The sequence below is a fragment of the Bacillus cereus group sp. MYBK195-1 genome, from assembly GCF_051916605.1.
Classification (GTDB): Bacteria; Bacillota; Bacilli; order Bacillales; family Bacillaceae_G; genus Bacillus_A; species Bacillus_A cereus.
Window position 1 is genome coordinate 231,553 of the sequence record NZ_JBQAGZ010000006.1, and the last position, 25,635, is coordinate 257,187.

Sequence of the window (25,635 nt, forward strand, 5' to 3'; positions counted from 1 at the left end):
TATATGGAATTTTATTGATTTTCTTTTTGATTATTCAGAATGACTTACCGAGTATTTGGATGAGGAAAGCAGTGAGACAGAAGCGACTAAACTTGTTTTAGAAGAGTGTCTTTTTTGTATCATTGTGAGTAGAGTGTAGAGTTATATTTCCCTTTACACAAACATAACGGTATAATATAGTTAAGTTAAGTAAACTTAACTATTAAACGAAACGAAATAAAAGCATGGAGGATGCTATGACTAGAACGTATAAAGAAGTAATTAATGAAATGAATCGAGCCTATACGGAACTCTATATTTTACTATTTCAAGATTTAAAGGATGAGTTCGGTCTTACTGGGCAGCAAGAGAGCATGTTATTTCATATTCATTTAAATGAAAACACGACAGCAAATAACATTGCGAATACGTTTAATATAACGAAAAGTGCGGTGAGCCAAGTTTTATCGAAATTGGAAAAGCAACAGATGATTTCAAAACAAGTAAACCCTAATAATAAAAGGGAGTATTATCTTACACTTGGTCCAAACGGTAGTAAGTATATAGAGCGGTTGTCTGAGTTAGATGATGTATTAATTGAGAAATACTTTTCTAAAATCGATATAAATGCCCTAGAGCAAATGACAGAGACGTTAACGAAAATAAATAAAGTGATATTGGAAGAAAAGCAGAAGGATCTTGATTGTAATGAGTAAGAACTTAGATGAAGCAATTAGTAGAAAGGAGGGGAAGCATGTGATGAGTTACATACCAAATATGATTACGATAGCAAATTTTGTGTGTGGGCTTTTGGCTATTCATGCTGTTTTCGTTGAGGATATGTACGGTGCAGTTATGTTCATTATTACAGGTATGGTCCTTGATTTGTTTGATGGCATGATTGCTCGGAAACTTGATTCTGTTTCAGAAATTGGTGGAGAGCTGGACTCATTTGCGGATTTAGTTACTTTTGGTGTGGCACCATCTATTCTTGCATATAATGCTTCGTTAAAAGATTTGCAGTCTATCGGGATGATATGCGCGCTCGCTTACAGTATTTGCGGAATGCTTCGGCTTGCGAGATTTAACACACAGCAAAGCAAACTCCCAACATTCATCGGAATGCCCATTCCATTCGCGGCGATGTGTCTCCTCATTTTATGCTTTTTAAAGAATCCAGTTTCCGTGGCGTTTGGTACATGTGTACTCGCGTATTTAATGGTGAGCAAAATCAAATTCCCTCATTTTAAGAAAGATATATCGGAAAGTTTGAAGTCCGAAAGATGGGATTAATAGGAAAGGTAAGGAGCAGAACATGATTCGTATGGCATTAAGATCATTTAGCATACAAATATATTGTTTGCTAGGCGTAATGTTATTGGGATGGTTGTTGACACCTTTTCGAGCCCAGTTTGTCGGGATAAGCATTGGCCTTTTGGTGAGTATGTACTGCGCCTGGATTTTAGGAAGGCGTATTGAAAAGTTCGGAGATAGCATTGTAAAAAAAGAAAAAGCACCGATGCTCGGAATGATAAATCGGTTCGCAGCTGCAATACTCGGCGGGATTATTATGTATGAAATTGAACATCATGAATTCATGTGGACATTTGCAGCTGGAATTATGGGTGGGTATTTCTTGATTATTATTAATTTGGGGTATTACAGTATGAGGGATGAGAAGGGATAGATGAGTAAACTCTCAAGTATAGAATGATATACTTAAGAGTTTACTCATTTTAAATTTATCTATTACTTGTTGTAACATATCCATTAGAAAAATCCCCATTGCTGTACTGTTTAGCTTTTTCAGTACGTCTAACAATATAACATATATATTCATTATTTTTGGAAATCTTAATCTATTAAATGTCCCTTTTTCGGAGGTCACTTCATTTCGCTAGAAGGCTTTTCTATTTTTCCCGAGAATGAACAGTAATATATAATCTAATTTTCGTGAATGTAATGGGGAGGCAGTAAAATTTGAACAGAAAAATTTGGTTTGTATTCACTTTTTTTGCTCTTTTAGTATCTGGTTATATTGTTGTCCAATATTCTATTATGGATGGATTTCAAACAGGGCTTGTAAAAGCGAAGCTTATGTTTGGATCTAAATTAAGTGATTTCTGGTATAGTATGTTATTTATACATATTACGACTAGTATAGTAGCATTAGTAATTGGTCCTTTCACATTATCCACTAAATTTAGAGAGAGGAATATCAACCGTCATCGAATAGTTGGGAGAATCTACATGGTTGGTATATTATTAGGAGGCGTTTCTGGACTATACCTATCCTTTTATGCTACGGGAGGATTGGTAGCGAAGCTAGGCTTTGGTTTGTTATCTGTATTTTGGCTAACATCAGCATATCAAGCGTTACATAGAGTTAAGAATAAAAAAATTAAAGAGCATCGGAACTGGATGATTAGAAATTATTCTTTAACCTTTGGAGCAGTTACATTAAGAATTTGGCTACCGTTGTTTATAGTTCTATTTGGAATAGAGCGGTTTGAACTTAGTTACGCTATTATTGCTTGGTTAGCATGGGTACCTAATTTAATTGTGGCAGAATTATTTATAAGAAAAAGACTTAATAAAGGAAAATACGAAGGAAATGAGGATTTACATTTTTGATGTGAATCTGCTGTTATATTGAGGACAGAATTCTTCAGTAATTCAATACTTTTATAGGTGTAAGCATGGCGTTACCTAACAACGAATAGCGGATTCCTAATAAGAGTAATAATAAAAACTAACATAAAATTTAAGAAAAATTTTATATTTACCCTACTTTTTATTTTAAAAGTTTTTCCTATCCTATAAACAAGTTACATCAAGGAGGAGACTGAAAATGAATAAGTGGGGATTTTTTATTTTTAATATATCCCCGATATCCGAAGACAAAGTAGAAGATTAAATATATGAACAAAGTACCAGTTCTTAAATAATAGATGAAAATGTAAAGTTAGGGGATTCCACATGCATACAGGAGTTTTGATTAGTTATTTGTATACGTATTTTTTCACTATAATTTTTTGTATTTTGTTTCAAATTGGATTTTATTTTAAAGCGAAAAGAAACATATCTATTCGGCATTTTCTATGGGTATATATTTTTCTGTTCTATCTTTCGTTAGTGTATAAGGTGACGCAAATCGCGACTGTATGGGATATAAGTAGATATGAAACGTGGATTCGTGTAAGTCAAATTAACTTGACTCTATTTGATACGGCAGGTAGTACGACGTATCTTTTAAATATTGTACTGTTTATGCCGTTCGGCTTTTTATTACCGACTATTTGGCCGCAGTTTAGAAAAATGAAAAACACCGTATGCGCGGGATTCCTTTTTTCATTGGCAATTGAGTTAAATCAATTATTAAATAATAGAATTACGGATATTGATGATTTATTTACGAATACCCTCGGAGCGATTGTTGGGTATGTATTATATAGAGCTTTATTTAAAATGATATTGAAAAGAGAGGGAAAAAAGCTTGATACGAACTCTTCTTTAGTCATAAAATACGAGGCTGTTTTTTGTCTAGTATGTTCATTTGTAGGGGCGATGTTAATTTATTATCCAGCTTTATTTGGAAGACCTGTCATCCTTCAGTGAGGTGATTACGAATTTCTTTTGAACGCTCGTGCGATATTTCAATTTGTAAAAAGCCTTTAACTTGTTATAATTAAAGGCTTTTATCATCATAATTTTTACTTACCAATTACCCACTCTAACATCCACCTTCAACCACTTCACCCAATCCAAATCCTCTACCTTAAGCAAACTAAGCGAAACACCCTTCATATCTAAAGAAGTTAACAGCGTACCAACCTTTACGAATGTCACTTGTAAACCTTCAAGTTCACACAAACGGCGAATGTCGTTTGCGAAAATGTATTGTTCCATTAATGGAGTTGCGCCGAGTCCATTAATGAGGATAGCGAAGTTGTCTTCTTTTCTCCAGCGATAAATGCTTTTTAGTTTGTTCATTAGTTCGATCGCTAATATTTCAGAAGAGGATAGTGCTTCTTTACGGTAACCTTTTTCGCCATGGATGCCGACGCCATAAAACACTTCATCGTCATTTAATGTGAATGAAGCTTTTCCTTTTACTGGATCGTTGGCAGGGGAAAGGGCAACTCCTAATGTGTGTAAGTTTTCAGTGATAGAACGGCCAAGTGTTGTTAGTTCTTCTAGAGAATGGCCTTCAAGAGCGGCTGCACCAAGTATTTTTTGAACGAAAACAGTACCAGCGACGCCGCGTCTTCTTTTATTAAAAGAAGCATCATCTTCAATTGAAACGTCGTCATTTACGATGATGTGGTCAATTTTTCTTCCTTCTTCTTTAGCGATCTGCTCAGCCGCTAGAAAGTTCTCAACGTCATCTTTAAAGTTTTTAATGATGAATAAAATACTTTTATCTTTTGGCATGAGGCGAGTAGCCGCTACAATTTGTTCCACTGTAGGCGGAGTGAAAATGCTGCCGTTTACTGCCGCTGTAAGCATACCTATTCCTACATAGCCAATATCAGCGGGTTCATGTCCGCTACCACCGCCGCTTATAATCGCGACGTTTTGCTTCAGTTTTTCGATATCTTTTACATAAATGATGTTATTTGTTTCATCGTAATTTACTTTGTCGTTATGTTCAAAATAAAAGCCATGCAGCATATCTTGAACGATATTTTGTACATCATTCATAATCTTTTTCATTGCTTTTGCCACCCTTTAATTACTTTGCTGATTGCTCAAGTAATAGTAGTAATTGATTGTTTATCATATTTTTCATAAGAGAAGACATAATGGACGGGTTTACTTCGCATTTACTTTCAATCCAATCTTTTATCGTTCCAACGAAGCCGTGACTATAAAAGGAGGCGATCGTATTTTTTGTCTCATTAGAAAGGCTGAATCCACAGCTTACAGATAGTTCATCAATAATCTTCATATATAAGTTTTTCGTATGCTCAAATAAATAGTGATTAAACGAGTTTTGCTCAATGACTTTAAAAGCATTTCGGTAAAATTTTTGATTTTCATAAAAGTAATCAAATAATAAATCGAAAATGTTTTCCCATGTTTCATAATCGAGAAAGTCGATAATGTTTTCCTTCGTTTCTTCTCTATAAATCCAGCTTAATAGTTCAAATTTATCTTTAAAATGATAATAAAAAGTTTGCCTACGCATTTGACAGTGTAACATAATATCGCTCACTGATATTTTATGAAACGACTCTGTTTCCATTAAATATTTCAATGAGTTCGCGATTATCTTTTTAGAAATTATAGAAGAGGTCATCTCAATCATCCCTAGAATGTTAGTAATATAAAAATCCTATCTATAAATGAGAGCGGTGTCTTTAGACAGATTGTCCATTTTGTCCGTTTACTATAAAACGCTTTCATTTTAACATGAGTAGTAAGAAGAAGATTTCAAATATATCACAATATATTAAAGGAATTGAGGGATAATCACAATGAAAAAGATTATAAACAAACCAGAAACATTAGTAATGGAAATGTGTAACGGAATGGTTATGGCTCACCCAGAGCTTGAACTTTTGAAAAAATATAAAGTGATTAAGAAGAAAGAAATGAACGAAAACAAAGTAACGTTAATTAGTGGCGGCGGTAGTGGCCATGAGCCGGCACATGCAGGATTAGTCGGAAAAGGAATGTTAGATGCGGCGGTGTGCGGAGATGTTTTTGCTTCTCCTTCACAAATTCAGGTATACCAAGCAATTAAAGAAACAGCTAGTAAAAAAGGTACGTTATTAATTATTAAAAATTATAGCGGCGATATTATGAATTTCAAAAACGGTGCGCATTTAGCGACGGAAGATGGAATTGAAGTCGACTACGTAAAAGTGGACGATGATATTGCGGTAGAAGATAGTCTGTATACAGTAGGACGCCGCGGCGTTGCAGGAGTTATTTTAGTTCATAAAATTGCCGGCGCAGCAGCGGAAGCAGGTATGGATTTAGGAGCGGTAAAAGCTGTAGCGGAAAAAGCAGCGGCTAACGTGCGCACAATTGGTTTAGCGTTAACGTCTTGTACAGTTCCAGCGAGCGGATCACCTACTTTCACACTTGTGGAAGATGAAATGGAATACGGCGTAGGTATTCACGGCGAGCCAGGAATTAAGCGTGAAAAAATGTTGTCAGCAGATGAACTAGCGAACCGTATGACAAATGATCTTGTAAAAGATTTAGGAGTAAAAGATAGCGAGGAAATCGCACTTCTAGTTAACGGTTTTGGCGGAACACCACTGCAAGAACTTTACTTATTTAACAACGCCGTTACGAGAGAACTAGCTGCAAGAAACATTAAAATTAATAGAGTATTCGTCGGTAACTATATGACAAGTATTGATATGGCTGGTATGTCTTTAACGGTAATGAAGTTAGATGAAGAGCTAAAAACATTACTATCAAAAGAATGTAATACACCAGCGTTTAAAGTAGATGGACCAGTTGAAAGTGTAGAGTATGTAAATGTACTGGAAGAGGCAGAAGAGAAGGAAGTTTCTTTTGAACTAGAAACGGCAGAAGAGCACGCTGTTATAAAAGATAATGTTATCACATTAAACAACATGGTGTATCTCGTTGATAAAATGAGCGACATTATTATTAAAAATGAAGTACCGTTCTGTGAGCTAGACACGCATGCTGGCGACGGCGACTTCGGAATGAGTGTAGCAAAAGGATTTAAGCAATTAAAACGTGAGTGGCATTCTATTGTAGATCAAGAAAACGTAACGATCGGATCATTCCTTGACGGTTGTTCGATGATTATTATGGAACATTGCGGCGGCGCATCAGGTCCAATTTGGGGCGGAGCATTCCGCGCAGCTAGTAAAGCAGCAGGCGAGAAGCGCGAGTTAACAGTGAAAGAATTCGCTGAAATACTGCAAGCAGCACTGCAAGGCATCCAATCGATCGGTGAAAGATCATTCGGCAGAGGAGCGGTAGTTGGTGACAAAACACTTGTTGACGCACTTGCTCCATGTGTAGACTCTTGGTTAGACAGCGCTTCAAACGAAGTAGACATGAAAATTGCCTTTGAAAAAGGTGCAGAAGCAGCGGTCAAAGGCGCAGAGTACACGAAAGAAATCGTAGCTCGCATGGGCCGCGCTGGTACAGTTGGCGAAAGAAGCTTAGGATATCCAGATGCAGGTGCACATGCACTTGGAGTTATCTTTACGGAGATTGCGGGTAGTTTGAAATAGGAATTGGAAAGTCCCTCTGCCTTAAGGTGGAGGGATTTTTCTGTAGTTTTCGAGAATAATAGTATGTGTCTTTTTGTATCACCAAAAACGACCGATTTTGGTGATACAGAAGGACATAAATCTCGTTTTTTGTTATGTCTTCATTTACAACGGTTTTCAAAGGAGATATTCTTAGTAAGAAATTATATTGAAAAGAGGTTTTGATTGTATATGATGAAGCTTATTAATCGCTAATTAAAATTCAAACGAATTTTATACTGTAAAAGGTCAAATTAAGGATAATTCCTTGATTTTATTTGTTATACCCTTTTACTAGTAGCGGTTAGAAGACATTATATCTTATCAAAAAATTTCATGTTATTTCACGATATCTATTCTTTCGAGATAGGTGTATTTATAATAGACAGAAATTTGACCATGAGAAGATGTTTCTTCTTGTGGTCTTTTTTTGTCGTTTTTTGATTCCGGAAGCATGTTTCTATGCCGTTACACCTATTATAAGGCGGTGATTAACGAAAACTTAGTAGTAGATTGTTGTAAGAAATATACACTCTTTTTAGGAAAATATAATAAAAAATGGAGGATTTATCATGAATGAATATCAATTAATTAGTGACTACAAGCAAAATGAAAAATATAAGGAAAGCTTTAATGACCTTGCAAAACATGTATTTGAATTGGATTTTAAAGGATGGTATGACAGGGGTTGTTGGAATGATAACTATATTTGCTATTCTTATGTGGATGGAGATAAAGTCATCGCAAATACATCTATTAATAAAATGAATGTAATCTCTAACGGTAAGGAATATAAAGTAATTCAATTGGGTACAGTGATGACACATCCGGATTATAGACATCAAGGTTTAGCGACTAAATTAATGAATCATATCATTAAAAAATACGAGAAGGATTATGATTTTATATACTTATTCGCGAATGATACGGTGTTAGAATTTTATCCTAAATTTGGTTTTGAAAAGGTGCAAGAAAGTAGCTTCAGCTTGAAGGTTTCAAATATGATACGTCAAATAGACAAAAAGTACGATTTACGAAAGTTAGATGTTAATAATCAGGCTGATTTTGAGCTGATGAAGGAATATGAAGCCGAAAGAATTCCGGTGTCTTCTAGATTAGGTTTGAAAAATAGTAACATTATTCACTTTAATATGTTAATTATTTTTTGTTGTCTTGTTAGTTAAAGGGGTACTTAGTACAAAAAATAACCGTAGATAGTAGCACGAACACTGTTCTTGTTATAATTAATTTTTTTCAGAACGTCTATAATCCTCTTTTAAAAAATATATGTAAATATAATAAAAAACGAATGATTAATAGAAATATTCTACACCACTCGTTTTTTATCGGACTTCTTTTTACTGTACTTTTATTTTCTTTATGAGTTATTAGAAAAATAATTGTCTATATAAGTCTTTATTTTTTCAAAATTCTTTTCCATAAATAAGATTGCTGGTACTTCAATTATTGGAAGATTATTTTCATTATCAAAAGCTGGACATGGTTTGGGAACTACCAAATAGTCAACTGAGCTTTTATCCCTAATATAATTAATTGAAACATCATAATACTTAGAAAAATATTCCTTCAAATCATCCTGATTCCTTAAAAATGGTAGAGAAAATATTGAACCATAATTTATACCAGCGTCGACAATTAATACAAAGCATATTTTTTTCATGATACACCCTCCTCGTATAATAAGTTTTAAGTTAATAACTGTTCCTTGAAAATTAAATAGTTTTTATCTTCAAGAGCTACATCAAAAAAATGATGTATGGGTAAAATTTAGTCTTGGATACTGGGGGGTTCCCTAGATAATGGAAGTATAGAAGTAAAAAGATATGGTTATAATTTAAGTCTTCGACATGATATAACATATCCCTTGTAAAAATTTTGTAAAACAGCCTGTAAGAAAACTGGATTGTTAGTTATAAATAACGCAAAATATGAGGTATAGTTACTTATAAATAACAGAAATAGGAGATGGAGAGAATGTTATTTACTTTGGATGAAATTATGACGCCGAGGGAAGCATGTGATCGTTAGGAGATTACGTTGGATAATCTACACATGAAATTAAATAGATTAAAAAATAGTGATGTGTTGAATGGATTAATTAAAGAAGGAAAAGCAAAATATTATAAGCCAGAAGGAAAAAAAGAGGGGAATGGATATTTACAGTTGAAGCAATAGAGGTATTGTATCCAAAAAAAATTAGTAGTCTAAGAGTGTTAATTTTAAATGTGATTAACCCTTAAAGGTTACATAAAATGGAATAGAGGCATAGAAAAGTAAAAGAGTTTACGATTCCTACTTTTATTTGGAGTTTTTGGGGTTTTAAACCTGTAAAATAGTGGATAGTTGAATTAGCTGAAATCAAAAAGAACTAGAAATTCCCTATCGTCCGTATTTTTTGCGGTACTTGTTAATCTTTTTCATCATTGGCTTAGTAATACCAAGGGTTATTATAAATATATTAATTACATAATTTGTCCATATCAAAATGAACGTTTTTTGCATTTAATATATTGTAAATATATTTTATTTTGGAAGGATCTGATTATATGGCTCATAAATCTACTGGAGTGTTTCGAGTTCCAGTTTCTGAAAATGGGATTATTCCAACTGCTCTCAACATTATGTTAAACAATGATTCACGCTGCCATACTAGTAATGTAACGGTAACTGTTAAGAGAAGTCGAAACACCTTTTTCCCAACTCAAAATGAATTAGTTGAAATCTCTCGTACTTTTGTTTCTTTAGAACCAAACAGAACAACTAAGATTGTGTTGTTTACTCCAGAATTTCAAGTAGAAGATTTCCTTGATGTCATCATTAGTGGAAATAAAGAGGATGTTAAGGATGTTCTTGTATATTCTTTCTTAGCAGATTCAGTGGGTCACAATCTGCCATCTACTGTTTTCAGAAATGCAGAATACACTTTTGCTTGCTGACACTGTGATGATGTATTTTTTACTGTCGTATATCTGAATTGAAATGTTACAAGTAGCACTTCACGGCATACAATCTATCGGTGAAAGATCGTTCGGCAGAGGTGCGGTAGTTGGTGAAAGAAGTTTAGGATATCTAGATGCAGGTGCACATACGCTTTGGGTTATCTTTACGGAGATTTCGAGTAGTTTGAAATAGAAATTAGAAGATCCCTTCTACCTTAAGGTGGAGGGGGTTTCTTAATATTGTTTTTTGATATATATTGCTAAATATGTTCCAATAATTCATTCTATTGTATTGAGAATAATGTCATCTACATCAAAAAAAACGGCTTATAAAAGGAACTAGTATTTGAAGGAGTTCCACCTCAAACATACTCCAATGCATATAAATATGTTTGAGGTGGATTTATTAACGAATTTTATATAGCATGAATGAAAATGGGATAAATAAAACAATGTTTCTTAGTATGTTTTTAAGAATTAATTGAGCAGGTCCTTTTGAAAATAAAAAAAGACACCCTAAGGTGCCTTCCTCTGAATTAAAACAATAATATGGTTCTAAGTTTAAAAACTATTGGGATTTTTCCTGTGAGTTTTATAAGTAGTTTTTAAGAAATTATGAGTGGTTATTTTTGTTTTCGAAATATTCTTCTTTAATTATTTGTAATTTTTTTTCGTTTTTTGTTAATTCAAATATAAATAATGATTTTTTCATGTTATTAGCAACATCTTCTTCATTATATTGTTTAAGCTTTAATAAATTTGAACCTTTTCCATAGTATAGTTCACCCAATAAGTAAAAAGTATTTAGATTAATAGCTAATTGGATACCCTTATCAATGTATTTTATTGCTTCTTCGTATTGATATGTGTAACTTAAATTTTTTGCTAAATTATAAATGATTTTCAATTTAATTTCTTTATCTCTAGGAAAATCTAATTTGTTAAAATTATTTAAACATCTTTTAAGGATAGTAATACTTTTTTTGTATTCTTTATTTTCTGCATGAAGTATAGCCATTGTATGTAGAATATCTATTTCTCTTTCTGATAAAAAATCAATATTGGTTACAGTTAGTTTTAGTGCATTATTTAAAAGAGTTAAAGCCACTTTTGTTGAGTTATTCACACAATATATAGCAATTGCTTCATGCCATATTAGAAATTGTTTATCTTCTTTTGTTTGAAAATTATTTGTGTATTTTTCTCTTGTTACTATTTCATAAAGCTCTTTATATTGATGTTGCCTTATGCAATCCCTTATTACGTATTTTACATTTTCTGTATATTTTAATTTTTTGTTTTGAGTTAGTGCAAATATACTATTTGGATCAACACCGAGTCTTTCTGATAATTGATATAACAATATGCTAGATGGATAAATCACACCTTTTTCGATCTTACTAATTTGACTTTGTGAACATATTCCGTGACATAAGTCGGATTGTGATATATTTTTTTTAATTCTAAGTTCTTTAATGGTAATACCCAAATCGTTAAATTCCATTTTCCCCACCTACTATTTAAAACTTTATTAGTATGATATTCTCTAACCTTAATGTAATGTAAAATTAATATAGTTGCAATTATTGTTTTAAAGGGCTTATCGTTTCTATAAGATGGTGAGATTTTTTTATGTACAAAAAAGACACCCTAAGGTGCCTTCTTGCGATTTGCTCCATTGTAGTATGGTATTGGATGCCAGTCCAATTATTATTTTACCATGTTAAATAGTTTCGGTTATTGAGAAAAAAGATAACTCATTATTTGAATGCAAAAAGTCCTAGGGGGACTAGGACTTTTTGCTAGAATGAATATGATTTAAAAAAGGACTTATATAACGTAACATATGAATGTTTCGTAAATGTATCAAAAAAATGAACAAAAGCGTTAATTTAAATAAAAAAAGCTCCGCGATAAGAGCTGCGGAGCTTCATAAGGTCGAGTTATGTCGTACTCACAAGGGATTTTAACATGAATGTTGTGGTGAAAATACTGGTAAATTTATCCCATAAAATCCCGATTGGTTTAACTAATAATTAGTGGGGGATGAATAAAACTCCCACTGATTAAAGTTTCACTTCATTCGAAGGAATTCATGTTTTATAAATTAGATTATGAGAGTTGATATTCTCCATATTGACCAGAAAAGAACTAAAAATTCTAGTGAAATTCCAAGTGTTCGTTTCCTAGTTTTTTGAAATTCTTTTATTAAATAGCCAACAGCACTAATTGCTATAAGAATGAAAAGAATAAGTTCGAGTGTAACTGGCATTTTATCTACTCCTAATACTGTAATTTATTATATAAAGATTATAAGATATTTTTGTGGCTAGTGGTGAAAAATTCAATAGAACTATTTCTAAATGGAGTAAATCTTTCAACGGACCAATCAAAGGTCAATACAAAAAGGGTTATACAATATACGCATGGAGAGGCGTGGGGCTAAAGAAATATTGGAGTATAAAGAGTTGTTAGATCAAAGGATTATTACAGAAGAAGAGTTCGAAGTGTAGAAAAAAGTAATTATTAGGTATATAGATGAAACGCTCAGATGAGCGTTTTTTTATTTATATATTCGCAAGTAAAACAACATAATATCACTATGAATCCTTATAACAATATGAATTTTTGCATATTTTAAAATTTAATATATCCCTTAAAAACTTTTAATTGTATAATATATTTTGTCATATTTTTAGATTTTTCGACATAAACCAACAAAAATAGAGAGCGTATTGGGAGAAGACATTATGTATACAAAACTATTAAAATCAATTACATCATTATCACTTATTGGTGGTGCGTTGTTATATACAAATGGCAGCGATGTAAAAGCTGCTGAAGTGGGTGTTTTTTCTGATGTGCCGACATCACATTGGTCATATCCTGCGATTAAAGATTTAGCGAGTAAAAATATTATTTCCGGTTATGGAAATGGGATATTTGGTTTTGGAGATGTTGCGACAAGGGAGCAAGTTGCAGCTTTAATTTATCGAGTGTTAGTACCGAATAAACAAGGCGGTTCGTTTAGTAATGATGGAACTCGTTACGTATTAAAGGATGGATCTACGTTTAAAAATCCTTACGGTGATATTAATCAAAGTTCTACAATGTTCCCAGAAGAGGTATTAACTTTAACGAATTTAGGAGTTTTTAAAGGTGATGAAAATGGCCAATTTAGACCGAAAGCTTCTGTGAATCGTGCGGAAATGGCACAAATTCTTACGAATGCTTTCCATCTTGCGGCAAAACAAAAACATACCTTTAAGGATGTTCCAAATCCATTTTGGGCAGAAAATGCAATTAGTGCGGTGCAGTCAAATGGAATCGCAGATGGCACAGGGAACGGGAATTTTGAACCGTATGGCACAGTAACACGTGAACAGTATGCGCAGTTTTTATATAAAACTTTGAAGTATAAAAATGCTGATGTGAAAGATGCAGGGGATGCGGCATTATTAAAAGCGTTTAAAGAGGAAGTACAAAAGCGTATTAATACATACGAGACAAATATTACACTGCCATATAAAACGAAAAATAATAATACAGACGAAGTGATGAATACACTTTTTAACGCATATAAAGAAGTGGCAAGTAAAAATGAGTATACAAATAATAATAGATCGAATGTTTCATATGGGCTTTCTGGATCACCTGGAAATTATACGTTTACGCTTAAGATTACATATCGTGAAACGAAAGAACAGACGGAATATGTCATGAATCAAGCGAAAGCAATCGTTTCTTCTATCACTCAAGTTGGAATGGATGATCACGAAAAAGTGAAGGCGATTCATGATTACGTAGTAAAGCATGTTTCTTATGATACGTCTTATAAAGCTTATACAGCATATGAAGCACTTGTAAATCGTTCTGCGGTTTGCCAAGGTTACGCACTATTAACTTATCAATTATTAAAAGAAGCAGGAATTGAAAATCATTTCGTGACAGGAACTGGGGACGGACAACCTCATGCTTGGAATTTAGTGAAAATCGAAAACAAATGGTATCACCTTGATACAACATTCGATGATCCGGTTCCAGATGAGCAGGGCCGCGTAACGTATTCGTATTTCAATTTATCAGATGAACAAATCGCAAGAAATCATGAGTGGAACCGTGGAGACTATCCGCAAGCTACAACAAATTATTATAGTACACTGACAAACAAAATTGCGGCAGGTAGTACGAAAACGCCTGCATATCAGCAAATATTAAAAGATACAAAGTTAAACTATTTAGGAAATGAATATATCGCAAATAACTATACCGAATTAAAAAATAAAATGCAGCAGCGTTATAGTGCAAAGCCAGAAAAGATAGAAGTACTTTATAAGCAATCAATGAACGGTGCACTGCAAGATGTGAAAAAGGCAATTGGAGAAATCGGTTATCCGCAAGGGTCCAACCGTGTTTCTTATAAAGCGGAGCCTTACAATGCGAAAGAAGGGTATTCTTTAGTGACGATTACGTTTACGTATTAAGAATGAGAAAAAGCATCTGTTTTAGATGCTTTTTTTATTGTATTAATTCGACAAAATATGACAGGTAAAAGGGAATTGGTCTGTTATGATAATTTTTGAAATTTTACATTTTGGAGGATTAATCATGAATAAAAAGAAGATTTTCGCTGCGTTAATAGGAATTATAGCTTTATTTGTAATTATTAATGTAGTTGTTACGAAAGAGAAAACGACATCAACTAGTGAAAAAATGTACTCTGAGAAAGAATATAATAAATTAGTAGATGAACATTTTGCAAAAACGCAAAAGTTGAAAAGTGATATGAGTGTGTTAGAAACTGAAAAAAGCTCTCTTGATGCACAAGTGAAGAAGTTAAAAGATGAGTTAGCGAAAAAAGAGCAACAAGTAGCGCAGCAGCCGGTTCAACAAGAACAACCAAAGCAAGAACCACAACAACCAGCACCAGCGCAACAGCCGGAAAAGAAAGAAGAGCCAAAACCGGAACAACCTACTGGATCATTCGAAAACCCAATGAAAAGTATAAACAAAACAGAGGCAATGAATAAAGTAAAAGAAAAGGCGAAAAAAGACTTCCAAGATGACTATATGACACAAAACTTTGTTGCGGAGGAACAATCAAAAGCATTTGATTTCTTAAACAGTATTGAAATTAAATCACAAGAAGAATTAAGTGTAATGAAGAATGCATTGAAAGATTTTTCTAACGACTTTATGACCGCGAAGTTTGTTTATGAAGAGCAAATGAAGGCGAAGAATAAGCAAGGGTAAAATAAAAACGCTATCTTTTAAAAAGGTAGCGTTTTTGTTTTGGGTTATAAAGTTATTCCTACATTTGACATATACAGTCTAACTGTATAAAATCAAACTATACAGTTTAACTATATAGTTTAGCTATATAGTTATCGTTACATTGGAGGTCTTTATGAATAGAGATAAAAATTTACCATTAACGGAAACAACGTATTACGTTCTTTTAGCTTTATTAGAGCCAGCTCATGGATATTTAATTATGCAAAAGGTGGAGGAACTGAGTAATCATCAAGTGAAAATCGCAGCGGGTACATTGTATGGTGCGGTGGAAAATTTATTAAAACAAGGGTTAATAGAATCGGTAAAAAGTGAAGATAAACGAAGAAAAGTGTATGTCATTACAGAACGCGGGAAAGAAGTATTGCATTTAGATTTTATGAGAATGCAGCACATTATTGCGGTTACAAAAAGTTTATTACACGTATAGTTAGGGGGAAACGATGATGTGGAGATTGAAATTCTTTTTAGACTTTGAGAAAGAGGAAAAATGGTTAGAGGAGATGGCTTGGAAAGGCTATCAACTAGAAAGCAATACATTTGGTTATACATTTAGATATACAGAACCGGAAGATGCGACGATTAAAATAGACCATAGAGTATTTAGTAGAAAAAGTGATTTTATTAATTACTGCACATTATTTGAAGATAGTGGCTGGGAGCATATAGCTGGTAATCGGTGGTCAGGTACGCAATATTTTAAAAAGGTAGATAAAGAAAGTGAAGATGACATTTTTTCAGATCCAATGTCACGAGCAGGGAAGTATAAGCGTCTATCTAAAACATTTTTAGAATTAGCGATCTGTTATTTGCCGATATTATTTTTATTTGTGTATAGTAATACAATGAATTTAGGAGCCTTTGTAAATCCGAAAGAACTATACTTGACGCCAGGATTATGGGATAAGCAAGGTGTATCATTTCTATGGTCATTCTTATTTGAAACGCCATTTGCATTAATGAGAGGACTTTTTTTGACATTTATCCCCGTTGCGACATGTATGTTTTTCGTTTGCTCGTATAAAGCAAATCGATTGTATGAAGAGAGAAGATGATAGGAGAAATCCCCTTAAAGTAGATGCTTTGAGGGTTTTTTGAATTTGTAAATGACTCTTCTTAAAATAGATATGAGATTAGAGAAGGACAATGATGTATTGGAGGTCACTATATCAAAAAAAGAAAATTGTACGTCTAGACGCATTTTAAATACAAAATAACCGATTCCTTAAATGTTAAGAAATCGGTTATTTATTTCCCTACTTTTTTAGAGATCTTTTTCTTGTAATGGTTTTAAATGATTGATTTAAGGTTATAAACTTAAATCATAAATAAAAGATAGAGTAAAAACTATATAAGAAATAAATGTAACGAAAACAAGAAAACATATAAACTGAGCATTAAATACATATTGTTCTATTCTTCTTTTCATGTTAATTCGTATTATTTTTCAAATGTGAAGTATCAATTTGAAATTGACCTTTCCAAGATCCAACTACTTTTCCAATTCTAGTTATATTTACATCTAAAGTAAGGGGCTGTTTAAAATCGTCTCTTCCTTCATTAACTATAACAAATGTAGAAACACCTTCGGGTCTATCATTATCACGAATACCTATATCATTTAATTTTTTACCTGCTGCCATAAGTTCAAAAGGAAGATAATCATCTGAATCATCGATAAATGATAGTCTTCCTTCATTTTTGATCTCAGGGTTTTCCTCTTGTTGCCCATTAATTTTACCATCATTTTCGAGCTCTAATCCTGATGTATCAAATTCAAAGGGTACTAAACTTCCATCAGATTTTTCCATTCTATAATGAACTGATATACGTAAATCTGATATATATAATTCTTTGAGGTGCACAGTAATACCTTGATCTGTAATTTTTTCATCAATAGGAATATATTTACCATTCTTCATCATATCTTGTGTGACACCATTTTCATCTTGTATTCCTTCATTTACAACTTTATCATTTGTAATTGCATCAGAAAAATATGAGGCAACATTTGTAGCCGCCACTTGTACTTGTGGAATCATTGCTGTTGTGAAAAGTGCTGTTGCAGCTACTGCTGTATAAATGAAACGTTTTGATTTTTTACTCATGTTTGTAAAGAGTCCCTTCTTCTGTTGTTTTTTGTAATTTATATTAGAAACATTGTCTGACTTGGAACGACTTTCAAATGTTTTCCATGCTTGTTCTATATCAATTTTGATTTCTTGTGGTGAATTTGCAGACTCTTCATCTAGCATTACGTTTTCCCATTGATTTAATCTATTGATTTCTACTAATAAATCTTGGCATGCTTCACATGTATCTAGGTGCTTTGTAAATTCCTTTCTTATATCATGAGAAAGTTCTCCATCAATATATGTTTGAATAAATCCGATATCATAACATTTCATTTGTTATGCCTCCTCCATTTGTTTATAAATCTTGCGAAATTTCATTTTGGCTCGGACCAATAATGTTCCAATAGAAGATATTTCAATTTGAAGTACTTCTGCAATTTCTTTATATTGAAAACCAGAGAATTTCATTAGTAAAAGGGTTCGTTCTCGATCATTCATTTTATTTAGTATCGTTTGGACCTTTGTAATTTCTTCTTTTCTTATCCAATCATCGTCTAATGATGAAACATTTTGTACTTCATGGTATTGTATTTCTTTATCAATCTTCGCTTGCTGCCTTTTTTCAGATCGAAAATGGTTATAGGCTACATAAGTAGAAGATTTAATCAACCATCCAGGTATGTTTTCAATTCCTTTCCAATCACTACGATATAATTGTAAAAATACTTCTTGTGCTAACTCTTCAGCGATAGATTGATCTTTAACAATCCAGATGATTTGTTTCACAGCGTAAGCCTAGTACTGCTTAAATAAATCTTCAAAGGTCATATCAGAAGTATGACTTTCTTCATTTTCTATGGTTAACATGTTTGTTTAAACCTCACTTTCAATTTGATACCTGTATTATAGAGAAACCAGAAAAACAGATTTTGTGACAGTTTTTCTGGATATTTTTTATTATGTACTACAAAAAGCATTCGTCTAATTAAAAGATAAATGCAAAAAGGAAATGAAAACATAAAAACTATAACTCTTGCAGTAGTTGTCTATTAATGCACAAGAAAACAGTTAGTTTGTTGCCAAACTGTATCTAAACGTACAATTTCACTTCTTCTATTTTCATGAATATGTATAATTACATAAAATTTCAAAGAAAAAGAGAGTATACTTTCATATTGTGTAATAAAGATAAAGCCCGCCTACGGAAATAGGCGGGCTTTTTTTACTTATGAAGAAAAGACAACCTTTAAGGTGTCTTACTTTTGAAATCTAGGTTGTCCAGTTTGTTTTACTTTGGTGCAATAGCAATATTGTTTGGAATAAAGTTTCACCATATTGCTATTAAACTAAAATATTAAGATTGCACTTAAACGAAATTTATAGCATCGAAGTTCATTTTGGAGGGGGGAATGTAATACTACATTTTTAAAGTATTCGTTACACTTGAACCTCTGCACATTGCGTAGAGCTTTTTTCATGAAGAAAGGACACTCACGTGAGTGTCCTTTCGATAGTTTTTAGCAGAAGCAAGCAGCTCCAACGATGATTAATAAAATAAACAATACAACTAATAAAGCAAATCCTCCAGCGAAGCCACAGCCGCCACAACTACCACCAAAGCCCATAACAGTTCCTCCTTTTAATAAGAGGGGAAAACCAAGGGGTCACTCATGTGTTTTAACGGATTCCATTTACTTTATGCTTTTATGAATGAATGGAGCAGGTCCTTTTTAAAATAGATTTATTTATTTTTAGAAGGAATTCAAAGGCAAAATCAAAATAGGAGAATCTATATTATTCTTTAAGAGCAAATAAATGAAAAATAAAATATCTAAAAATATAGATAGAAATCCGCTTTTATACCTTTCAATAAAAGAATACTAGCATTATATATTATAAGGAATACTTGTCCTTAATTATAAATGAAAGGGGGGGGATTGGTATGAGTTATGGCTGTGGTCACCCTCCAAAAAAATGCTTTGAACATCACAATGAAACTTTATCAACGGGTGTATTACGTAGACATTCCGCTACGTTATTTCTTACTGTTGAAGCTATGAATGTTGATCCAGATGATACTCGTAGAGTAACAGTTGAAATGTTTGATTGGTCATCAGGTTCTCCGGTATTGTTACCATTAATAGACCCTTCAACACAAACATTGCCACCTAATCGATATGTTACTTTTCGTTCAGCAGCTCTTCCTCCAGCACTTTTTGCTTATGAAGTAAGAATCATTCGTCCGAAAGATAGAGATGTTGTTACGAATGTTTTTGGTCTTAGTGCAATCATATTTAACCCACAAGAAGGAAACAATGTTTTACAACATGATTTAGCAAAATTAGACCTTAAATAGATTTTATAAAGGTCTATTTATTGAGCATGATTAAAAAAAGAGTAGGATGTAATCCTACTTTTTTTAACGTTAACTAGAATTTTAAAAGAAATCCTTCATTATTTTAGCATCTTTAATATTCACTATCACACCTTCTACCTTATCTTTCTTCTCATCTTTAGCAATCGTAATTTGCTCCTTATTATCAGCCCACACAAGAAATTCTTCTTTTGAGTCATCTTTATATGTAACAGTAATAGTAGAATGTGCAGATTCTCTCTTTTTTTGATCTAAAGTGATTGTTTTAGGTGTTCCATTTTGAACTGCTGAAACGATAGATTGTATCATTTTTTCATTATCTGTTTGAGATTTGGAAGTAGTATGATTTGTTGTTTTCAGTATTTCAATGTCTGTAATATTAGCGGAATTTAATTGAAAGGTATTTTGTGTATGTTCTTGCTTAACTTGTGAAGCTTTATCTGTAGCCGAGGTACTTGTACAACCTATTAAGGTGAAAGATAAAGCGATTAGAGCGCATATAGATATGATTTTTTTCATAGTATCCCTCCTCAAGTTTAATTATAACAATTTTCTGTTAATTTAGGTAGTTATTGTAAGGAGAAGATGTTTTAAAGAGGTAAATGATGATGTTCATTCTCTATTAAAATCAAAATTCACATAACTTTTTTCATATTTTATGTTTAACATTTCGAAAATGGGTGTACTACATATAATATAACAAATAATTCATTTTAAAGGAGGAAGTTAAAGATGGAAACGAAGTATAGTAAACCTTTTGTATATGAATTTATTACGGAGAAAGAGGTCATGAATGCGGCGAATGATCTAGTGAAGAAAGGGATAGACCAAAAAGATATTTACGTATTAACACATGAGAAAGAGAGGACAGATAGAATCGCAGACAATGCAGACGTGAATACAATTGGGATAAAAGAGGAGGGACTTGGGACAAGCATTATTAACGTCTTTCAAAACACGGGAGATCAGTTAAGAAATAAGATGCAAGAGTTAGGGCTTAATGAGGAAGAGGCGAACTTCTACGAAGAAAAGCTGGATGAAGGAAAAATCTTGTTATTCGTTAAGGATTTAGAAAGAGTCGGTGAATGGTTACAAGAAAGAAGATGCATGTATTCTATTTAAATTTGTATCCTGTAAATCTATAAATCTATTACGAAAAGGAGATTGTAAATATGAGTGAGAACGGACTAAAAGAACAAGTTAAAGGTAAAGTTGAAAAGAAAAAAGGACAAGTAAAAGAAGGAATTGGTGAAGTTACAGAAGATAGAGAGTTGAAAAATGAAGGGAAGTGGGAAAAAACGAAGGGAACGATAAAAGAAAAAGTCGGAAAAGTGAAACAAAAGATAAGTGATGAATTGGATAATAAAGAATAATATATGTTCATCAAGCTTTGGTTACATACTAAAGCTTGATGAATCCAATATAAAACGAATATAGGAGGTTTAATTGTGGGACTTATTATTACGTGTATTGTAGGTGGACTTATTGGTGCGTTAGCTGGAATGATTACAGGAAAAGACTTTCCGTTAGGTATAGTTGGTAACGTGATTGCCGGATTAATCGGATCTTGGGTAGGTAGTGCGTTATTTGGTCATTGGGGTCCTGAATGGGGAGGCATCTTTATTCTTCCAGCTTTATTAGGTGCAATCGTCTTTATTTTAATCGTTACATTCGTTTCTAGAATGCTGCGGAAAGCGTAAGTATGATAATGAATAGTAATCTTAAGTTTGTTATATATAGCTATAAAGTTAACAAACTGATAAATATACATAAAAAAAGCATCCAATTAAACTAATTTGGATGCTTTTTTTATGTAATCTGCATAGGAAAGAGTGGAGGATGAAGAACCCCCACTCATTAAAATTACACTTTCTATTATGTATTAAACCATCGTTACTTTTTCACAATTATTTATTTTTACGACCTGCCTCGGTTCTATATGAGATAAGTCTTCGCTATTACCGATATCTACTACAATTGTATTCGTTAGTATGTTAATAATGGAACCAATTAATTTTGTAGCATGATCGTGTCGATAAGAAAATTGAACAAAATCTCCCTTTTTAAAGTTGTGCTCTTCCATAGATAGATCCCCCTAAAAATAATGTTTATACATTATACATACACAAAATTATAAGTTTTAAACATTTATTAGTACGATTTAAGTGTTAAGCCGAGAAAGGTGTAGAAAATTTATTTATAATGAAAATAAAAAAATATGTTTAAAATTAATTTTTATGGGTAATTAAATAGTAAGAGTTTGAGATAAGGGGGCGGAAATGATGAATTTGGCAATAAATATTTTGCAAAATGATGTAGGTTATACAGTACAACTTAATGGTGAAATTGATGCATATACGGCATCAGATTTGAAAAATAAGATTATGCCTATTGCAAGCGAAAAAGAGGTTCATATTGTAGTAGATTTTACTGAGGTAGAGTATATGGATAGTACAGGTTTAGGCGTGTTTATAGCTCTATTAAAAGCAATTAAGAAAAATGATGGAAAGCTAGAGTTTATTGGTGTATCTAAAAGACTAAAAAGATTATTCGATATTACAGGACTAACAGAAATATTAAATTTGAATTCCGATTTTGAAAAAGTAGAAAGAAGGTGACTAGGGATGATGGAGAGATTTGAAAAGATAGAAATGAAAATTCCTGCAAAAGCAGAATATGTGGCTATTATTCGTTTAACAATGGCTGGTGTTGCGAATCGAATGGGCTTTGCTTATGACGATATAGAAGATATGAAAATTGCTATTAGTGAAGCATGTACAAACATTGTACAACATGCATATAAAGAAGACGTTGGAGAAATTACAATTGTCTTTGGCTTATATGAAGATCGATTAGAAATTATGGCTGCGGATAATGGAGTTAGCTTTGATTTTAATAGCTTAAAAAGTAAAGTTGGTCCGTATGATATTAATAAATCAGTAGAGCATTTGCCAGAAAATGGTTTAGGTTTATATTTAATCAATACGTTAATGGATGATATACAAATTATGCATGATGAGGGCATGACAGTTTTAATGACAAAATATATACAAAGAGAGCAGGTGGAGAATGATGGAAATCCAATCTCAACCTACAAATCTTACTAAAGAAGACGTTATTAAACTAATTGCAGACTTCCAACAAAACCAATGTGATGAAGCACAGGAAAGATTGGTTAATCACTATAAAAATCTTGTATACTCCATTGCATATCGCTATTCAAAAGGTGGGCCGATGCATGAAGATATTATACAAGTAGGAATGTTAGGGCTCTTAGGTGCAATAAGAAGGTATGATTATTCGATAGGGAATGCTTTTGAGCCGTTTGCAATACCTACAATAGTAGGCGAAATAAAGAAATATTTACGTGATAAAACTTGGGGTATTCACGTTCCAAGGCGAATTAAAGATTTAGGCGGGAAGATTAAACTTGCGATAGAGGAGCTAACAGATCGTTTGCAGCGTTCACCGAAGATTATAGAGATTGCAGATCATTTAGGACTATCCGAAGAGGAAGTGCTAGAAATTATGGATGCGAAAAATAATTATCGCGTATCTTCCTTAGATGATGTAGTTGAAAATTCATCTGATGGCAGTTCGGTAGCGAGGATTGAATCTGTAGGTGAAGTAGAGCAAGGATATGAAGAGACAGAAAGGCGTCTCGTTTTAAAGGATATTTTTAACGTATTAAATGAGACAGAAAAGAGTGTTATTCATTATATATTTGGAGAAAATTTAAATCAAAAAGATACAGGGGAACGGTTAGGTATTTCACAAATGCACGTTTCTCGTATTAAAAGACAAGCGATAAGTAAATTGAAGCAAGCAGCGTTTTTAGATACATAAAAATTTTAAAGAGCTATGTTTAAAACATGAGAAAAGGGGTAGTTATTAAGTATAGGAGGAGATATAAAAATGTCACACGATGTGAAAGAACTAATCGAAGGATTGAATGAAGATTTAGCAGGAGAATACTCAGCAATTATTATGTATAACCATAATGCAGCTACAGTTTCTGGTATATATAGACAAGTGTTAAAACCTTTCTTTGAATCTGAAATTAGTGATGAACAAGGACATGCCCTATATTTAGCGGAGAAAATTAAGACGTTAGGTGGTACACCTACTACAATCCCTTTACCAGTGAAACAAGTAGAAGATGTTCGAGAAATGTTAGAATCCGCTAGACAATCAGAATATGAAACAATTAAGCGTTATGAAATGAGAAAAGAACAGGCAGCGAAATTAAATATGACAGAGTTAGTTGTAAAACTAGAAGATATGATTGCAGATGAAACTAATCATATGGAAGAATTAGATCGTCTTTTAAATGATAAAGCAATGGTGTTAAATTAAAAGTAGAAATTTATAGAGTGAAAGAACAAATTCCTATTTCTAGGGGTTTGTTCTTTTGTTGTATAAATATGTTTGAGTAAGAAATTTTCATTTTGTAACTGATTATGTAATACTAGAAAAATAGAAAATGATAATAGATTTACATTTTAAATAAGAAAAGGGGAAATAACTTGTGTCCATTTTAATTGTTGATGATAATCCGGTTAACATATTTGTAATTGAGAAGATTTTAAAACAAGCCGGATATCATGATCTTGTATCACTCAATTCTGCACAAGAGCTCTTCGAATACATACATTTTGGAAAAGATTCTTCCAGGCATAATGAAATTGATTTAATACTATTAGATATTATGATGCCTGAAATTGATGGACTTGAAGTTTGTAGGCGATTACAAAAAGAGGAGAAGTTTAAAGATATCCCTATTATTTTTGTTACAGCTTTAGAGGATGCCAATAAATTGGCCGAAGCTCTTGATATGGGGGCAATGGATTATATTACGAAACCTATAAATAAAGTTGAACTATTAGCACGTATGCGTGTAGCGTTACGCTTGAAATCGGAATTAAATTGGCATAAAGAACAAGAAGAAAATCTTCGGAATGAACTAGATTTAGCTACGCAAGTACAAAGAAATTTATTAAGTAGCCCATTAAGAGAAGATCATATAAAAATTGAAGCAAGCTATTTACCTTCATTCAAACTAGCTGGAGATATGTATTATTGGTATAAAATCGATGAAAACCGCTACGGTATTATATTATTAGACGTGATGGGACATGGTATATCTGCTTCATTAGTTTGTATGTTTATTTCGTCTGTATTACGTGAAACGATTAAATCTTTAATCGATCCAGAACTCGTCATTAAAGACTTAAATAAATATATGACTCTTTTACATAATGAGAATGACAATATTCCATATTATTTTACAACGATATACTTAGTAGTGGATACAGAAAAGAGAACAATTGAATATGTAAATGCAGGACATCCTGCTGGATACGTTTTAGTTGATGAAACAAATATGGTTGAACTGAATCGCGGGAGTTGCGCGGTAGGATTTTTTGATGAAATAAAAGTTAAAAAGACAGTTATACCTTTTGAGAAGAACGCTCAAATCATATTGTTTACAGATGGTGTTCTTGAAGCGATTGCAAATGATGAATTTGAGTCTGAAGAGAAATTACGTGCTTTTACAGAAAGAAAATGGGGAGATTTAGAAGAAGAGATAGAAGGGTTTTATAAGGAAGAACAGAAGAAAGAACAATCAGATGATATGTGCCTCATTATGATACAAACGAATGCGAAATAAAAAGCGTATGAAATCCAACTAAGGATTTCATACG

The 25,635-nt window shown here is 32.7% G+C and carries 30 protein-coding genes and 2 pseudogenes; 23 read left to right on the forward strand and 9 right to left on the reverse strand.

Features of this window, described 5'->3' with window-relative positions; all coding sequences use genetic code 11:
- Positions 1-236 precede the first annotated feature (236 nt).
- The 5 genes from ACTFRY_RS22855 (at position 237) to ACTFRY_RS22875 (ending at position 3,597) form a co-directional block, all read left to right on the forward strand.
- Complete coding sequence (locus tag ACTFRY_RS22855; protein ID WP_098616933.1) at positions 237-695, forward strand: MarR family winged helix-turn-helix transcriptional regulator; 459 nt, start codon at positions 237-239, stop codon at positions 693-695.
- Positions 688-1,272 carry a CDP-diacylglycerol--serine O-phosphatidyltransferase gene (gene pssA, locus ACTFRY_RS22860; protein WP_136986244.1) on the forward strand — a complete coding sequence of 195 codons (585 nt, stop codon included), beginning with the start codon at positions 688-690 and terminating at the stop codon, positions 1,270-1,272. The genes ACTFRY_RS22855 and pssA overlap by 8 nt, the downstream gene beginning before the upstream one ends.
- A 22-nt stretch (positions 1,273-1,294) precedes the next feature.
- Positions 1,295-1,666 (forward strand): ATP synthase subunit I, encoded by a 372-nt coding sequence (locus tag ACTFRY_RS22865; RefSeq protein WP_098616932.1) that lies wholly within the window; start codon positions 1,295-1,297, stop codon positions 1,664-1,666.
- 293 nt (positions 1,667-1,959) lie between these two features.
- On the forward strand, positions 1,960-2,613 hold the full coding sequence (locus ACTFRY_RS22870) for a DUF2306 domain-containing protein (RefSeq protein ID WP_001080296.1): 654 nt from the start codon (positions 1,960-1,962) through the stop codon (positions 2,611-2,613).
- 345 nt (positions 2,614-2,958) lie between these two features.
- A complete protein-coding gene (locus ACTFRY_RS22875; protein WP_098616931.1) occupies positions 2,959-3,597 on the forward strand; it encodes a VanZ family protein in 639 nt (212 codons plus the stop codon).
- A gap of 99 nt (positions 3,598-3,696) precedes the next feature.
- Here ACTFRY_RS22875 and dhaQ read toward each other — a convergent pair whose 3' ends face one another.
- Positions 3,697-4,695 (reverse strand): DhaKLM operon coactivator DhaQ, encoded by a 999-nt coding sequence (gene dhaQ / locus ACTFRY_RS22880; protein ID WP_061664678.1) that lies wholly within the window; start codon positions 4,693-4,695, stop codon positions 3,697-3,699.
- Between the two features lie 19 nt (positions 4,696-4,714).
- Positions 4,715-5,281, reverse strand: coding sequence for a dihydroxyacetone kinase transcriptional activator DhaS (gene dhaS, locus ACTFRY_RS22885; RefSeq protein WP_098616930.1), 567 nt, complete (start codon positions 5,279-5,281; stop codon positions 4,715-4,717).
- A 178-nt stretch (positions 5,282-5,459) separates the two neighbouring features.
- Between dhaS and dhaK the strand changes: the two genes are divergently transcribed.
- The gene (dhaK, locus tag ACTFRY_RS22890; RefSeq protein ID WP_098616929.1) at positions 5,460-7,211 is read left to right on the forward strand and encodes a dihydroxyacetone kinase subunit DhaK; all 1,752 of its coding nucleotides are present in this window, start codon (positions 5,460-5,462) and stop codon (positions 7,209-7,211) included.
- 590 nt (positions 7,212-7,801) lie between these two features.
- Positions 7,802-8,413 (forward strand): GNAT family N-acetyltransferase, encoded by a 612-nt coding sequence (locus tag ACTFRY_RS22895; RefSeq protein WP_098616928.1) that lies wholly within the window; start codon positions 7,802-7,804, stop codon positions 8,411-8,413.
- A 194-nt stretch (positions 8,414-8,607) separates the two neighbouring features.
- Here ACTFRY_RS22895 and ACTFRY_RS22900 read toward each other — a convergent pair whose 3' ends face one another.
- Positions 8,608-8,910: a hypothetical protein gene (locus ACTFRY_RS22900; RefSeq protein WP_098616927.1), complete on the reverse strand. Its 303-nt coding sequence runs from the start codon at positions 8,908-8,910 to the stop codon at positions 8,608-8,610.
- 371 nt (positions 8,911-9,281) lie between these two features.
- Between ACTFRY_RS22900 and ACTFRY_RS22905 the strand changes: the two are divergent.
- From ACTFRY_RS22905 to ACTFRY_RS22915, 3 genes and pseudogenes are all read left to right on the forward strand, one after another.
- Positions 9,282-9,490, forward strand: a pseudogene (locus ACTFRY_RS22905) (hypothetical protein).
- Between the two features lie 306 nt (positions 9,491-9,796).
- Positions 9,797-10,186: a hypothetical protein gene (locus ACTFRY_RS22910; protein WP_000940662.1), complete on the forward strand. Its 390-nt coding sequence runs from the start codon at positions 9,797-9,799 to the stop codon at positions 10,184-10,186.
- A 43-nt stretch (positions 10,187-10,229) separates the two neighbouring features.
- Entirely contained in the window at positions 10,230-10,382 is a 153-nt protein-coding gene (locus tag ACTFRY_RS22915; RefSeq protein WP_097796455.1) for a DAK2 domain-containing protein, read from the forward strand.
- 420 nt (positions 10,383-10,802) lie between these two features.
- On the opposite strand, the gene ACTFRY_RS22920 is transcribed toward ACTFRY_RS22915, so the two are convergent.
- Positions 10,803-11,693, reverse strand: coding sequence for a helix-turn-helix domain-containing protein (locus ACTFRY_RS22920; protein WP_098616926.1), 891 nt, complete (start codon positions 11,691-11,693; stop codon positions 10,803-10,805).
- Positions 11,694-12,939: 1,246 nt separating this feature from the next.
- On the opposite strand from ACTFRY_RS22920, the gene ACTFRY_RS22925 reads away from it, so the two are divergent.
- From ACTFRY_RS22925 to ACTFRY_RS22940, 4 genes are all read left to right on the forward strand, one after another.
- Positions 12,940-14,673 carry an S-layer homology domain-containing protein gene (locus ACTFRY_RS22925; RefSeq protein WP_098616924.1) on the forward strand — a complete coding sequence of 578 codons (1,734 nt, stop codon included), beginning with the start codon at positions 12,940-12,942 and terminating at the stop codon, positions 14,671-14,673.
- A gap of 124 nt (positions 14,674-14,797) precedes the next feature.
- Positions 14,798-15,442 (forward strand): hypothetical protein, encoded by a 645-nt coding sequence (locus ACTFRY_RS22930; RefSeq protein ID WP_136986419.1) that lies wholly within the window; start codon positions 14,798-14,800, stop codon positions 15,440-15,442.
- 154 nt (positions 15,443-15,596) lie between these two features.
- Entirely contained in the window at positions 15,597-15,911 is a 315-nt protein-coding gene (locus tag ACTFRY_RS22935) for a PadR family transcriptional regulator (protein WP_001078063.1), read from the forward strand.
- A gap of 13 nt (positions 15,912-15,924) precedes the next feature.
- A complete protein-coding gene (locus ACTFRY_RS22940) occupies positions 15,925-16,536 on the forward strand; it encodes a DUF2812 domain-containing protein (RefSeq protein WP_098616922.1) in 612 nt (203 codons plus the stop codon).
- A gap of 375 nt (positions 16,537-16,911) precedes the next feature.
- Here ACTFRY_RS22940 and ACTFRY_RS22945 read toward each other — a convergent pair whose 3' ends face one another.
- The 3 genes and pseudogenes from ACTFRY_RS22945 to ACTFRY_RS22955 all read right to left on the reverse strand — a co-directional run bounded on the left by ACTFRY_RS22945 (position 16,912) and on the right by ACTFRY_RS22955 (position 19,181).
- On the reverse strand, positions 16,912-17,889 hold the full coding sequence (locus ACTFRY_RS22945) for a DUF4179 domain-containing protein (protein WP_044796030.1): 978 nt from the start codon (positions 17,887-17,889) through the stop codon (positions 16,912-16,914).
- Between the two features lie 3 nt (positions 17,890-17,892).
- Positions 17,893-18,423: pseudogene (locus ACTFRY_RS22950) on the reverse strand (RNA polymerase sigma factor SigX).
- Positions 18,424-19,073: 650 nt separating this feature from the next.
- On the reverse strand, positions 19,074-19,181 hold the full coding sequence (locus tag ACTFRY_RS22955; RefSeq protein ID WP_000505670.1) for a YjcZ family sporulation protein: 108 nt from the start codon (positions 19,179-19,181) through the stop codon (positions 19,074-19,076).
- A gap of 317 nt (positions 19,182-19,498) precedes the next feature.
- On the opposite strand from ACTFRY_RS22955, the gene ACTFRY_RS22960 reads away from it, so the two are divergent.
- Entirely contained in the window at positions 19,499-19,912 is a 414-nt protein-coding gene (locus ACTFRY_RS22960; protein WP_061663655.1) for a hypothetical protein, read from the forward strand.
- A gap of 81 nt (positions 19,913-19,993) precedes the next feature.
- Here the strand turns inward: ACTFRY_RS22960 and ACTFRY_RS22965 are convergent, their stop codons facing one another.
- Entirely contained in the window at positions 19,994-20,449 is a 456-nt protein-coding gene (locus ACTFRY_RS22965; RefSeq protein WP_098616920.1) for a hypothetical protein, read from the reverse strand.
- A 213-nt stretch (positions 20,450-20,662) separates the two neighbouring features.
- On the opposite strand from ACTFRY_RS22965, the gene ACTFRY_RS22970 reads away from it, so the two are divergent.
- The 3 genes from ACTFRY_RS22970 to ACTFRY_RS22980 all read left to right on the forward strand — a co-directional run bounded on the left by ACTFRY_RS22970 (position 20,663) and on the right by ACTFRY_RS22980 (position 21,630).
- Complete coding sequence (locus tag ACTFRY_RS22970; protein WP_000448812.1) at positions 20,663-21,052, forward strand: general stress protein; 390 nt, start codon at positions 20,663-20,665, stop codon at positions 21,050-21,052.
- Between the two features lie 50 nt (positions 21,053-21,102).
- Positions 21,103-21,303 (forward strand): CsbD family protein, encoded by a 201-nt coding sequence (locus ACTFRY_RS22975; protein WP_001293468.1) that lies wholly within the window; start codon positions 21,103-21,105, stop codon positions 21,301-21,303.
- A 75-nt stretch (positions 21,304-21,378) separates the two neighbouring features.
- Positions 21,379-21,630, forward strand: coding sequence for a GlsB/YeaQ/YmgE family stress response membrane protein (locus ACTFRY_RS22980; RefSeq protein ID WP_016117352.1), 252 nt, complete (start codon positions 21,379-21,381; stop codon positions 21,628-21,630).
- A 182-nt stretch (positions 21,631-21,812) separates the two neighbouring features.
- Here the strand turns inward: ACTFRY_RS22980 and ACTFRY_RS22985 are convergent, their stop codons facing one another.
- Positions 21,813-22,013, reverse strand: a complete 201-nt coding sequence (locus ACTFRY_RS22985; RefSeq protein WP_000390989.1) for a methyltransferase — start codon at positions 22,011-22,013, stop codon at positions 21,813-21,815.
- A gap of 196 nt (positions 22,014-22,209) precedes the next feature.
- Here ACTFRY_RS22985 and rsbV point away from each other — a divergent pair, with 196 nt between their 5' ends.
- From rsbV to ACTFRY_RS23010, 5 genes are all read left to right on the forward strand, one after another.
- A complete protein-coding gene (gene rsbV / locus ACTFRY_RS22990; RefSeq protein WP_001999229.1) occupies positions 22,210-22,548 on the forward strand; it encodes an anti sigma b factor antagonist RsbV in 339 nt (112 codons plus the stop codon).
- A 6-nt stretch (positions 22,549-22,554) separates the two neighbouring features.
- Positions 22,555-23,037: an anti-sigma B factor RsbW gene (gene rsbW / locus ACTFRY_RS22995; RefSeq protein WP_001999230.1), complete on the forward strand. Its 483-nt coding sequence runs from the start codon at positions 22,555-22,557 to the stop codon at positions 23,035-23,037.
- The gene (sigB, locus tag ACTFRY_RS23000; protein ID WP_016117354.1) at positions 23,000-23,776 is read left to right on the forward strand and encodes an RNA polymerase sigma factor SigB; all 777 of its coding nucleotides are present in this window, start codon (positions 23,000-23,002) and stop codon (positions 23,774-23,776) included. The genes rsbW and sigB overlap by 38 nt, the downstream gene beginning before the upstream one ends.
- Positions 23,777-23,845: 69 nt before the next feature.
- Complete coding sequence (locus tag ACTFRY_RS23005) at positions 23,846-24,286, forward strand: ferritin-like domain-containing protein (RefSeq protein WP_000017753.1); 441 nt, start codon at positions 23,846-23,848, stop codon at positions 24,284-24,286.
- A gap of 172 nt (positions 24,287-24,458) precedes the next feature.
- A complete protein-coding gene (locus ACTFRY_RS23010; RefSeq protein ID WP_098616919.1) occupies positions 24,459-25,601 on the forward strand; it encodes a fused response regulator/phosphatase in 1,143 nt (380 codons plus the stop codon).
- The last annotated feature ends 34 nt before the right edge of the window (positions 25,602-25,635 follow it).

Coding starts and splice junctions, on each gene's coding strand:
- ACTFRY_RS22920 (WP_098616926.1), bottom strand. CDS start 11,693: ATGGAATTTAACGATTTGGGTATTACCATTAAAGAACTTAGAATTAAA.
- ACTFRY_RS22930 (WP_136986419.1), top strand. CDS start 14,798: ATGAATAAAAAGAAGATTTTCGCTGCGTTAATAGGAATTATAGCTTTA.
- ACTFRY_RS22935 (WP_001078063.1), top strand. CDS start 15,597: ATGAATAGAGATAAAAATTTACCATTAACGGAAACAACGTATTACGTT.
- pssA (WP_136986244.1), top strand. CDS start 688: ATGAGTAAGAACTTAGATGAAGCAATTAGTAGAAAGGAGGGGAAGCAT.
- rsbV (WP_001999229.1), top strand. CDS start 22,210: ATGATGAATTTGGCAATAAATATTTTGCAAAATGATGTAGGTTATACA.
- sigB (WP_016117354.1), top strand. CDS start 23,000: ATGATGGAAATCCAATCTCAACCTACAAATCTTACTAAAGAAGACGTT.
- ACTFRY_RS22900 (WP_098616927.1), bottom strand. CDS start 8,910: ATGAAAAAAATATGCTTTGTATTAATTGTCGACGCTGGTATAAATTAT.
- ACTFRY_RS22955 (WP_000505670.1), bottom strand. CDS start 19,181: ATGGGCTTTGGTGGTAGTTGTGGCGGCTGTGGCTTCGCTGGAGGATTT.
- dhaS (WP_098616930.1), bottom strand. CDS start 5,281: ATGACCTCTTCTATAATTTCTAAAAAGATAATCGCGAACTCATTGAAA.
- ACTFRY_RS22970 (WP_000448812.1), top strand. CDS start 20,663: ATGGAAACGAAGTATAGTAAACCTTTTGTATATGAATTTATTACGGAG.
- ACTFRY_RS22915 (WP_097796455.1), top strand. CDS start 10,230: ATGTTACAAGTAGCACTTCACGGCATACAATCTATCGGTGAAAGATCG.
- ACTFRY_RS22945 (WP_044796030.1), bottom strand. CDS start 17,889: ATGAAATGTTATGATATCGGATTTATTCAAACATATATTGATGGAGAA.
- dhaQ (WP_061664678.1), bottom strand. CDS start 4,695: ATGAAAAAGATTATGAATGATGTACAAAATATCGTTCAAGATATGCTG.
- ACTFRY_RS22855 (WP_098616933.1), top strand. CDS start 237: ATGACTAGAACGTATAAAGAAGTAATTAATGAAATGAATCGAGCCTAT.
- ACTFRY_RS22940 (WP_098616922.1), top strand. CDS start 15,925: ATGATGTGGAGATTGAAATTCTTTTTAGACTTTGAGAAAGAGGAAAAA.
- ACTFRY_RS23005 (WP_000017753.1), top strand. CDS start 23,846: ATGTCACACGATGTGAAAGAACTAATCGAAGGATTGAATGAAGATTTA.
- ACTFRY_RS22895 (WP_098616928.1), top strand. CDS start 7,802: ATGAATGAATATCAATTAATTAGTGACTACAAGCAAAATGAAAAATAT.
- ACTFRY_RS22965 (WP_098616920.1), bottom strand. CDS start 20,449: ATGAAAAAAATCATATCTATATGCGCTCTAATCGCTTTATCTTTCACC.
- dhaK (WP_098616929.1), top strand. CDS start 5,460: ATGAAAAAGATTATAAACAAACCAGAAACATTAGTAATGGAAATGTGT.
- ACTFRY_RS22910 (WP_000940662.1), top strand. CDS start 9,797: ATGGCTCATAAATCTACTGGAGTGTTTCGAGTTCCAGTTTCTGAAAAT.
- ACTFRY_RS22875 (WP_098616931.1), top strand. CDS start 2,959: ATGCATACAGGAGTTTTGATTAGTTATTTGTATACGTATTTTTTCACT.
- ACTFRY_RS22925 (WP_098616924.1), top strand. CDS start 12,940: ATGTATACAAAACTATTAAAATCAATTACATCATTATCACTTATTGGT.
- rsbW (WP_001999230.1), top strand. CDS start 22,555: ATGATGGAGAGATTTGAAAAGATAGAAATGAAAATTCCTGCAAAAGCA.
- ACTFRY_RS22975 (WP_001293468.1), top strand. CDS start 21,103: ATGAGTGAGAACGGACTAAAAGAACAAGTTAAAGGTAAAGTTGAAAAG.
- ACTFRY_RS22865 (WP_098616932.1), top strand. CDS start 1,295: ATGATTCGTATGGCATTAAGATCATTTAGCATACAAATATATTGTTTG.
- ACTFRY_RS22960 (WP_061663655.1), top strand. CDS start 19,499: ATGAGTTATGGCTGTGGTCACCCTCCAAAAAAATGCTTTGAACATCAC.
- ACTFRY_RS22985 (WP_000390989.1), bottom strand. CDS start 22,013: ATGGAAGAGCACAACTTTAAAAAGGGAGATTTTGTTCAATTTTCTTAT.